This window comes from Microbacterium sp. (assembly GCF_052102115.1).
Taxonomy (GTDB): Bacteria; Actinomycetota; Actinomycetes; order Actinomycetales; family Microbacteriaceae; genus Microbacterium.
The window spans coordinates 1-9,772 of the sequence record NZ_JBQDVP010000071.1 but is presented as its reverse complement, the minus strand read 5'-3'; the positions used below and the strand labels follow the sequence as shown (position 1 = coordinate 9,772).

11 protein-coding genes are annotated in these 9,772 nt (G+C 64.6%); 5 read left to right on the top strand and 6 right to left on the bottom strand.

The window, feature by feature from the left end; all coding sequences use genetic code 11:
- The 4 genes from ACTICP_RS14725 to ACTICP_RS14710 form a co-directional block, all read left to right on the top strand.
- Positions 1-767: IS256 family transposase (locus ACTICP_RS14725; RefSeq protein WP_441893649.1), on the top strand; the 767-nt coding region annotated here is incomplete at its 5' end.
- 37 nt (positions 768-804) lie between these two features.
- Positions 805-1,281 carry a 3'-5' exonuclease gene (locus tag ACTICP_RS14720; protein ID WP_441893651.1) on the top strand — a complete coding sequence of 159 codons (477 nt, stop codon included), beginning with the start codon at positions 805-807 and terminating at the stop codon, positions 1,279-1,281.
- Positions 1,282-1,384: 103 nt separating this feature from the next.
- Entirely contained in the window at positions 1,385-1,918 is a 534-nt protein-coding gene (locus ACTICP_RS14715) for a type IV toxin-antitoxin system AbiEi family antitoxin domain-containing protein (RefSeq protein WP_441893647.1), read from the top strand.
- Positions 1,915-2,835 (top strand): nucleotidyl transferase AbiEii/AbiGii toxin family protein, encoded by a 921-nt coding sequence (locus ACTICP_RS14710; RefSeq protein ID WP_441893645.1) that lies wholly within the window; start codon positions 1,915-1,917, stop codon positions 2,833-2,835. Before ACTICP_RS14715 ends, ACTICP_RS14710 begins: the two co-directional genes overlap by 4 nt.
- A gap of 110 nt (positions 2,836-2,945) precedes the next feature.
- Here the strand turns inward: ACTICP_RS14710 and ACTICP_RS14705 are convergent, their stop codons facing one another.
- The 6 genes from ACTICP_RS14705 to ACTICP_RS14680 form a co-directional block, all read right to left on the bottom strand.
- Positions 2,946-5,024: a KAP family P-loop NTPase fold protein gene (locus tag ACTICP_RS14705; protein ID WP_441893643.1), complete on the bottom strand. Its 2,079-nt coding sequence runs from the start codon at positions 5,022-5,024 to the stop codon at positions 2,946-2,948.
- A 50-nt stretch (positions 5,025-5,074) separates the two neighbouring features.
- Positions 5,075-5,656 (bottom strand): type IV toxin-antitoxin system AbiEi family antitoxin domain-containing protein, encoded by a 582-nt coding sequence (locus ACTICP_RS14700; protein WP_441893641.1) that lies wholly within the window; start codon positions 5,654-5,656, stop codon positions 5,075-5,077.
- 241 nt (positions 5,657-5,897) lie between these two features.
- Positions 5,898-6,734, bottom strand: a complete 837-nt coding sequence (locus ACTICP_RS14695; RefSeq protein ID WP_441893639.1) for an aldo/keto reductase — start codon at positions 6,732-6,734, stop codon at positions 5,898-5,900.
- Between the two features lie 9 nt (positions 6,735-6,743).
- On the bottom strand, positions 6,744-7,046 hold the full coding sequence (locus ACTICP_RS14690; protein WP_441893638.1) for a transcriptional regulator: 303 nt from the start codon (positions 7,044-7,046) through the stop codon (positions 6,744-6,746).
- Complete coding sequence (locus ACTICP_RS14685) at positions 7,039-7,689, bottom strand: hypothetical protein (RefSeq protein ID WP_441893636.1); 651 nt, start codon at positions 7,687-7,689, stop codon at positions 7,039-7,041. Before ACTICP_RS14685 ends, ACTICP_RS14690 begins: the two co-directional genes overlap by 8 nt.
- Before the next feature lies 1 nt (position 7,690).
- Entirely contained in the window at positions 7,691-8,515 is an 825-nt protein-coding gene (locus ACTICP_RS14680) for a CPBP family intramembrane glutamic endopeptidase (protein WP_441893634.1), read from the bottom strand.
- Positions 8,516-8,596: 81 nt separating this feature from the next.
- Between ACTICP_RS14680 and ACTICP_RS14675 the strand changes: the two genes are divergently transcribed.
- On the top strand, positions 8,597-9,772 hold a 1,176-nt coding region (locus ACTICP_RS14675; protein ID WP_441893632.1), incomplete at its 3' end, for a helicase-related protein.

Here is a 9,772-nt window from a genome sequence, read left to right as displayed (position 1 = left end):
CGTTCACGTTCGTCGCCGCCGACGCGCTCACGATGAAGGTCCGTGAGGGCGGCCGCGTGATCAACGCGGTCGTGCTCGTCGCGACCGGCGTGAACGGAGACGGGCATCGCGAAGTCCTCGGGCTGCGGGTCGCGACATCGGAGACCGGAGCTGCCTGGAACAGCTTCTTCGCCGACCTCGTCGCCCGCGGCCTGGCCGGGGTCCGCCTCGTCACCTCCGACGCTCACGCCGGGCTCGTCGACGCGATCGCCGCGAACCTTCCCGGAGCTGTCTGGCAGAGATGCCGCACCCACTACGCGGCGAACCTGATGAGTGTCTGCCCGAAGAGCATGTGGCCGGCCGTGAAAGCGATGCTCCACTCCGTCTACGACCAACCCGACGCCGAAGCCGTCAACGCCCAGTTCGACCGGCTCCTGGACTACGTCGACGAGAAGCTCCCCGACGCGTTCGAACACCTCGACAACGCGAGAGCGGACATCCTCGCGTTCACCGGGTTCCCCGAAGGGCTCTGGCAGCAGATCTGGTCCAACAACCCCAACGAGCGCCTCAACCGCGAGATCCGTCGCCGCACCGACTCGGTCGGCATCTTCCCCAACCGCGACGCGATCATCCGCCTCGTCGGCGCGGTCCTCGCCGAGCAGACAGACGAATGGGTCGAAGGACGCCGCTACCTCGGACTCGAGATCCTCGCCAAGAGCCGCCTCACTCTCCTCCCCGACACCGGAAGCGAGGTGACCTCCGAACACGTCCTCGAACTCAGCGCCTAACCAACAGAAGAAGGATCACCACCGGCTACACCACGCACTGGGGCTTGACCCGATCGCCAGGCTCGGGCTTGATCGTGAGCGGTTCCTGGCCGAGCAGGATCGAGTCCTGCAACCGATAGTCGTCGGGCTGCGCGCGGGGAGAGCACCTGCTGACGCGCTCAATGAACTCCGAAATGCGATCAGGGATCTCGGTGTCACTCGGCCGCGTCGCCTTGGTTCGGCCGCAGAGGCTGAACGGGTCGCACAAGTCGAGCGTCTCGCGGCGCGACTTGTCAAGGATTCGGTTGTTCCCGGCATGACCGTCTTCCAGGCGAAAGGACGTGAGTGGGAGCGTGTTGGCGTCATCCTCACCAGGGCGCAGCGCGCGCTCTTGTCCACCGGGCTGCACGAGCTCGAGGACGAGCACTGCGTCGTCTACGTCGCCCTTACACGAGCAAGGCGTGAATGCATTCAACTTGACGGAGACCCAGCACTGGATGAGGGCACGCTCGACATACCCGCGGACGACGATTGACCTACAGAGCAAGCACACGTTGTACGGGCTTAGCGCTAGCATGGTTGGGTACGCAGGCCAATTGCGTACCACTTACAGTACGGTATTGTCGGGAGGTGAACCTGTGGGTTATCGCCAGGATCTGTGGGAGATTGCCGCATCCCGCAACGGTGTAGTGACCGTCGCCGAGGCGGAGGACGCGGGCGTGCCCGCCGTCGAGGTGCGAAAGCTCGCTGCTCGCGGCGCTCTCCGCGGATACGGGCAGGGTGTCTACACGCACCGCGACGTGCCGACGACCCCGTTCACCGAGCCGACGGTTGCCGTGGCACTTGCTGGGGAAGGCGCGTTCCTGCACCGTGAGTCCGTGCTCGATCTGCTCGGGCTCGGGCAGTTCAATCCGCCAAAGGTGCGTGTGGGCACGCGTCGCCGCGTGCGGCGCAGGCTGCCGGAGTGGATGGAGTTGGAGAACCGGCCCGACGTCCCCGATGAGGATCTCACTCACTACGAGGGCGTTCTGGCGACGACCGTTCGACGGTCGCTGGAGGACATGCGGTACCGGACACCGCCCGACCGATGGGAGGCCGTGGTCGATGAGGCGCTCAGGCGAGACATGATCGGCGAGCAGGGCGCGGCTGTATGGAAGGCGGTGTCGGCGTGAGCGAAGTGACCCCGCCGCTGAATGTGACGCAGCTCAATGCTCGGCTCGCGCAGGTCGCCGCCGAACTGGGCATCCCGGTCGCGCGTGCGCGGGTGATGCTCTGCACGCTGATCGTGTCGCAGATGCTTCCCGATGCTGTTGCCGTCAAGGGCGGCATGGGTGTGAAGCTGCGCTTCGGGGAGCGTGGCACGCGCGCCACCTCTGACCTCGATGTCTCCACCCGCGTCCGCGGTGAGGAGTTCGAGCAGGCATTCCGTGCGCGTCTGGCCAAGGGGTGGGGAACAGTCCCGGCGTCGAAAGGCGCGCTGCGTCGCATCCCGGATGCGCCGCATCGCGTCGCGTTCACCGCGAACGTTCGGGCAGTGAAGCTCCATGACCCGGGGCTCACTCGACCGGAGTATGTGATGCATCCGTACCGCGTATCGATCGCGTTCCTCGGTAACGCCTGGGGCGCGCTCGATGTCGAGGTTTCCGATCCTGAGATCGATCCGAACGCGCACACGCGGAAGGAGATTGATGGGGAGCTCGTGCAGTTCGGCGCCTACTTCGGGTTTGGTGATCTGCAGCCCGTTGAACTGGTCGATCTGGAGTATCAGATCGCGCAGAAGCTCCACGCCCTCACCGATCCCGCCTACGTGCGAGCGCATGACCTGGTCGACTTGCAACTGCTCTGGAACGCCGGTCCCGACCTGTCGAGCCTGCACCGCCTCTGCACGCGAACCTTCGACTGGCGACGGCAGCAAATCTGGCCGCCGCTCCCGCTGCGCCCGATGGACGGGTGGGAACTCGCCTACGCTGACGCGCGTGCGGAGACCGAGGTTGACGGCCAGACTCCCGTGCTGCCGGATGTCGCGGTGGCGCGCCACTGGCTTGAACGGATCATCGGCTACATCGCCTCATCGCCTGCTCTCGATTGACACCGGCTGGACGCAGGGCCGGATGTCACCGTCGCGTCTGTTGGCGTTGCGTCGCTGACTGTTGGCGTTGCGTCGCTGACTGTTGGCTCTGCGGGCTGTGAGCGCCCTGTCTAGAAGTGCTCTGGTCGCCAACCTGACAGATACTTATCCGCGAGTTGGAGAACTTCGTCATCTCCCAGTGCCTTGCGCACGCTTCCTACGACCTCCTCTACTGCGGCTTCAGATCCGAACACCTGGACGAGAAGCTCCCAAGCAAGACGATCTTCGGATCTCACCTGTCGAGAGCCCATCGACTGCGATCGTGCGGTGGACTTGAGCGAGTGCAGCACCGCTCGTAGCAGAACGGGATCGTCACTCGGCTTGAGCGGGACTTCGCCCGTCTCTGTCTGGAGAGTGTCATAGATGCGCCAGGCGTCCCATTCGCGCGACGGCTCGGATGGCGGGGTTCCCTGGAGGCGTGCGACAAACTCCGCTTGGATCTGCGTTGCGAACGCTTCACTGACGAGTTTGAGCCCGGCGCCTTCGCGGTAGCCCATGCTGTGGATGAAGTCGAGTTGAGACGAGTACGTTTCGATACCGTCCAGGATCTGTGAGACCAGGGCTTCTCGCTCCGCCTCATCCTCTACGCGGCGTAGGAGTCGCAGGATGACGCGGCCAACCGTGATGTCGCGGCGTCCGATGTCGAAGAAGCCGCGCTGCTTCTTCTCAGGAATGGCGTCGATGAGGTTCAGCAGTGTGATTGATGCCGGGACCACCATGTCGGTCGTGAACTTTGCCTCGTACGAGGTGAGGCCCTCGATGACGGGCTCGAGATCCTCAGGGTTCAGGCCGGTCAGATACTCCTTCAGCTTTGCTCCATCGCGCAGAAGCTCAAAGGCCTGCTCGGAGTTTCGGAACGCGACAAGTTCATCTGGCGCGACTCGATCGAAGTAGAGGTTGAGGAAGTCGATGTGAGCCATCCGGTGTGCGGTTCGCCAGGTGCTGAGCCAGTCAGATCCATAGTGATTGTTCTCGATGTATTGCAGTGCGACCGGAAACACACGACTGAACAGTGCTCGAATCACGTCGTCGTCGTCAGGAAACTTCGTGAGCAATGCAGCAATGGCCTTCTGTGCTCGTTCGTCCTTGCGCCCCATGATGTCGCGTGTGCTCGTGAGCTCACTTCGAAGCTTCGATAGTTGCTGGACGAGTTCAGGACGGAAGACGCGAAGTGCCTCCATTGCGAGAAGATCGACAAGATCGATTTCATTGCCGAGGCTCTTAATCGTCGACCTGGCGGAGATCGCATAACGCGTGACATCACGCATGTTCGAGAACAGCGGATCGATCACTTCCCAGTAGACGTCAATCCATCGGCTATCGTCGAGTGTGGCGTTCGTGACCGGGGCGAGGATGCGATTCAGCTCTTCGAAGACCTGAGACCGAAGCAACTTTTCTGGGGCTTGCGGAACATCGAAGCTCAACTGAACGATCTTCTCGAGGTACGCCCGCCCTGGGATGCCGTCCTCGGTAAGGGCTTGCTCCACGCGTTCTCTGTCGAAAGCCAGCACGTAGATGATGTTCGGAAAGCTCGCCGTCAGACGAACGAGCTTGAAGATCTCGCGGATCTCCAGCGTGGTGAGCCGGTCGATGTCGTCGATCACGACCACGATAGGTAGTGCGAGTGCCGTGAGCTCCTTGGTGATCTCTTCCCGCACCTTCTTCGCGCTGCGGTCTGCATTCGTTGTCGCAGACAGCCCACCGAGCGCGGCAGCGGCGGCTTCTCCGACGGCCGCGGCGCCGGGGAGCGGAATGAACTGAGATACAGGCTTGAGGATGCCGGCGTACTGAGTGAGCCAGTCCGCAGTCTTCCCGAAGCGACTCTTACTGCGAACCTTGAGCTCCGCTCCAATCTCAGTGAAGAAGAAGTTGACGAGCTGATTCGAGCCGGAGAACATCCAAGGGTTGAAGTCGATCACAGTGAGAGCAGGCTCGGTCTCAAACTGTTCACGCATCAGGTTGATGAACGAACTCTTTCCGTGCCCCCACGGCCCCAAGATGCCCACCACAAGTCCCTGGCTCGCGTCAAGTTCGCGGATCGACACCGCGAAGTCGTGCGCGACCGGTGCCCGTCCGAGATCGTCGTCGTCGGATGACGTGATCGGTGCGTCGATCGGCGGCTTCTCTTGAGGGCGTTGTGTATTGCTCACTTGTTCCTACCTATGCGCCTTTGTCGCTAGTTTTGCACGTCGATTCAGGGTCACAGGAGTATCTCCAAGGATTGCTGGATTGCGGCGCGTGCCTTCGGGAACTCCTCAGCCATCGCGAGCAGCGCACTGGCGCTGTTGCCACGCCCGCGCACCCACCGCTTCAGCGCGCCGAGGGCAAGGTCACTGCCCCAGGCATGCCGCAGCCGGAACAGGTCGATCAGAGTGCGCTCGGCTGAGTACATACCGATGGACCGGCCGCCCGGCAGAGCGTGTTCGCCGCGGCCGATGCCGAACGTGTCGGTGTCGAAGCGGTGCCAGGCAATGGGTGCGTGATGGATGGCGACCGGATGCGTGCCGCGCGGGATGGCGATGTCGCTTTGGGCGGGGATCTCATCGGTCAGCTCGTGCAACGACAGTGCCGTGAGCAGGCACAGTGTTGCGTCGGGCTTCTTCGCAGCGATCGCGATCCACGCCGCCGTCGTGTCGTCCGCGAATCCCGATCGTAGGAACAGGCCAGGGGATATGCGCTCGAACTCTCCAGCCTCGATCAGCCGGTCGAGGCCATGACGGGTGAGGCCCTGCTGCGCCAGGTCGTCGTAGCCGAACAGATCGGGCAGCGTCGCGGTGTCCATCACTGTCTCCTGTTCAGCAGAATTAGCTACAGATAGAGCATATCTGTGATGGTTTCTGTCGGTAGAGTGTAGCGCGATCCGGTGACCAGATTGGTGACCAGAAACCCTCCCGAGCGGCGCGAATCAGCACGAATCACTGCGTAGCTGTCGGTAGCCCGCGGTAGACTCGACCCCATGAGATCCCTGAAATTACGGGGAACTCCACCGATTCGGGGCTTCGCCCGGACAGGCCAGGCGGCTCTCAGTTGTTCTCGTTCGGGTGGCTGCCGACCCGGCCCGATCCGTCCTGCGGGTCGAGCGCGTCGATCGCCGCGATCTCGTCACCGGACAGCGTGAAGTCGAACACGTCGAGGTTCTCGCTCAGCCGCTCGATGCGGACCGACTTGGGGAACACGATGAACCCCTTCTGCAGGTGCCAGCCGATCACGACCTGGGCGGGCGTCTTGCCATGCGCTGCGGCCGCGGCGGCGACCGCCGGCGTGCCGAACAGGTCGTACTTGCCCTGGCCGAGCGGACCCCAGGACTCGATGCGCACGCCGTGATCGGCAGCCCACGCGGTGACCTCACGCTGCTGGTACGCGGGGTGCAGCTCGATCTGGTCGACGGCGGGCGTCACGCCCGTCTCGGCGACCACGCGCTCGAGGTGCTCGGCGAGGAAGTTCGAGACGCCGATGCTGCGAGTGAGCCCCTGCTCGCGCAGCTCGATGAGCTTCGCGAACGCGTGGATGTAGTTGTCCTTGGCGGGCGTCGGCCAGTGCACCAGGTACAGGTCGACGTTCTCGAGCCCGAGCTTGTCAAGGCTCTCGGCCATCGCCTTGTTGGGCTCGTCACCGTCGTGGCGGTCGTTCCAGAGCTTGGTGGTGATGAACAGCTCGTCGCGTGCGATGCCGCTCTTGGCGATCGCCGCCCCGACGCCGGCTTCGTTCCCGTAGATCGCGGCGGTGTCGATGTGACGATAGCCGACCTCGAGGGCATCGCTGACAGTGCGTTCCGTATCGGCCGGATCGACCTTGAACACGCCGTATCCGAGCTGGGGGATCGTAGCGCCGTCGTTGAGAGTGATGAGGGGAATCGTCATGCTGCAAGCTTACGACTGCGACCCCGGCTCCAGCACGGCTCGCAGCGCCGCGGTGTAGTCCTCGAACGCGCGACGGCCCCGCGTGGAGAGGGCGACATAGGTGACCGGGGTGCGGCCGCGATGGGTCTTCTCGACGCGCACGTACGCGGCGTCTTCGAGCTTGCGCAGGTGCGTCGACAGGTTCCCCGCCGTCATCTCGAGCATCTCCTGCAGCCGCGGGAACGCGATCTGCTCGTCGTCCTGCAGGGTCGCGAGAGCGGCCGTGATGCGCAGCCGCGCGGCGGCATGGATGACGGGATCGAGGTCAGCCATGACGCAGCCTCCCGCGAGCGCGTCGCGTCCAGATCCACGACCAGACCGCAACGACGAGGAAGCCCCCGCCTCCGGCGAGCGCGTAGACGAGGAAGAGCGCCGGCCGACCGGCGAACGGTCCCAGCACAGCGACGACGAGCGACCAGGCGCCGAGCACGAGCATCGGCACCGCATGCCAGATGATTCCGCCCACCACGTACATGACCCCGGCGAAGAAGAGGTAGGCCGCCGGGTAGAACAGGCCGAGCACGTCGCTGCGCATACCGCCGGCGACGAGGCCCTGGCCGAGGATGAAGATCGCGAGGGCCCCGACCCACCACAGCTGCCCGTAGATCACCCCGGCGAAGGCGTCTTCCCTTCCCCCGCGCACCCCGCGGGTCGAGCGGATGCCCAGCACGGTCGACACCACGCCGGCGCCGGCCAGCAGCACGACGAAGATCGGCGCGGCGACCGCGATCGGCAGCGCAAAACCGTCGAGACCGTCGATGAGCCAGAGCGCACCGAACCCGACGAGCCACGCGATCCCCCACGAGAGCAGGATCAGCGGCACGAACGCCCCCTTCTGCCCCTCGATGCTGCGCTGCTGGTCTCTCACCAGCGCGAGCATCTCCTCCGGTGTACGCGCCTCGTCGTCGTCGACCATGTCAGGCTCCGTTCGTCATGAGTTCTGCGGGAATGAAGGGCACCGCGAGCGCGGGCAGCGAGAAGAACAGGTTGACCAGGCCGTGCGTGAACACGAGCGGCATGAGCCGGCGCTGGCGCAGATAGATCAGTCCGGATCCGACGCCCCAGACGAAGTATGCGACAACGAACGCGACCACAGCATCCGGCGTCGGGGCGTACCAGATGTGCTGGATCGCGAACACGAGCGACGGAACGACGATCGCGAGAACCGCCGGCCAGCGCCGCGCAAGTGTCCCCTGCGCGTACCCCCGATAGACCAGTTCTTCGACCGGCGCGTTCAGTGGCGCGAACGTGAGCACCCCGATGATCGCGATCACCAGCCATGCGGCCGGACTCAGGGTCGGGATGCTGGCCGGGTCGAAGAAGATCGTCTCCATCTGCTCGAACAGCTCGCTGCCGTGCTGCAGCCAGGTGACGAGCAGGATCGCTCCGGTGAACGGCAGATAGAGCACGGCGATCCACAGCAGACCCCACAGGAGATCGCGCAGCAGTCTGCGCGGCTCGAAACCGAGCAGTTCACGGATCGTGCGCCCCTGACGGTGCAGCAGGCGCCGCACCAACCAGAAGCAGATCAGGTTCACCGGCACCATCGCGAGCACGGCGAGCATCGGCGGTGGCGGGAACGAGACTCCGCCGTCGAACACGGAGACGCTCACCCAGGTGAGGCCGGATGCCGCGGCGACGAGCACCACGCGCAGGACGGGAAGCCCGATGGCCCAGCGCGGTGTGCGCGCGGATGTCTGCTCGGGTGCAGACGAACGCGGGATGGTGCTCTGCTCGGTCATGGTTAACTTTGTACTGCAAACTTCTTTGCAGCACAACCCACGAACGCCGAACGACTCTCGCTCGTCATACGATGGAGGGCTATGTCTTCTGCCGTGATCGCCTATCCCCCGGAGCTGCCCGTCAGCGCAGCCCGGGACGAGATCGCCGCAGCGATCCGCGACAATCAGGTCGTCGTGGTCGCCGGTGCCACCGGATCAGGCAAGACCACGCAGCTGCCGAAGATCTGCCTGGAACTCGGACGCGAGAAGATCGCGCACACCCAACCGCGGCGTCTAGCGGCCCGCACGATCGCCGAGCGAATCGCCGAGGAGCTGCAGGTCGAGCTCGGCGGGCTCGTCGGGTACAAGGTGCGCTTCACAGATCAGGTCTCGGCCGACACGAAGATCGCGCTGATGACCGACGGCATCCTGCTGAACGAGATCCACCGCGACCGGCTCCTGCGCCGCTACGACACGATCATCATCGACGAGGCGCACGAACGCTCGCTGAACGTCGACTTCCTGCTCGGCTACCTCACCCGCATCCTGCCCGAGCGGCCGGATCTCAAGGTCATCATCACCTCGGCGACCATCGATCCGGAGAGCTTCGCGAAGCATTTCGCCACACCGGATGACACGCCGGCACCCGTCATCGAGGTTTCCGGCCGCACCTATCCGGTCGAAATCCGGTTCCGAGGGCAACCTGAAGATGACAATGCAGAAGCCGAGGACGAGGTGTCGGCCATCGTCGCGGCGCTGCGCGAACTCGACCGCGAGGCCCCGGGCGACGTGCTCGTCTTCCTTCCCGGCGAAGCGGAGATCCGGGATGCCGCGGATGCCGTCCGCGCGGCATACACGTCGACGAAAGCCCCGGTGGAGGTCCTCCCCCTGTACGGCCGGCTGTCTGCCGCCGAGCAGCACCGGGTGTTCGAGAGGAGCCGGGTCGCCGGGGTTCGCCGCCGCATCGTCCTCGCCACGAATGTTGCCGAGACGAGTCTCACCGTCCCCGGCATCAAGTACGTGATCGACACCGGCACCGCACGCATCTCGCGCTACAGCAACCGCTCCAAGGTGCAGCGTCTGCCGATCGAGGCGATCTCACAGGCATCCGCGAACCAGCGCTCCGGACGCGCGGGGCGCACCAGCGACGGCATCGCGATCCGCCTGTATTCCGAAGACGACTTCGACAAGAGAGCGGAGTTCACCGAGCCCGAGATCCTGCGCACCTCGCTCGCCTCGGTCGTGCTGCAGATGCTGTCGCTCGGGTTCGGCGACATC

Excerpts from the sequence above, each read along its gene's own strand:
- ACTICP_RS14695 (WP_441893639.1), bottom strand. The coding sequence starts at position 6,734 with ATGACGATTCCCCTCATCACTCTCAACGACGGCGCTACGATCCCCCAG.
- ACTICP_RS14690 (WP_441893638.1), bottom strand. The coding sequence starts at position 7,046 with ATGGCTGACCTCGATCCCGTCATCCATGCCGCCGCGCGGCTGCGCATC.
- ACTICP_RS14700 (WP_441893641.1), bottom strand. The coding sequence starts at position 5,656 with ATGGACACCGCGACGCTGCCCGATCTGTTCGGCTACGACGACCTGGCG.
- ACTICP_RS14680 (WP_441893634.1), bottom strand. The coding sequence starts at position 8,515 with ATGACCGAGCAGAGCACCATCCCGCGTTCGTCTGCACCCGAGCAGACA.
- ACTICP_RS14685 (WP_441893636.1), bottom strand. The coding sequence starts at position 7,689 with ATGGTCGACGACGACGAGGCGCGTACACCGGAGGAGATGCTCGCGCTG.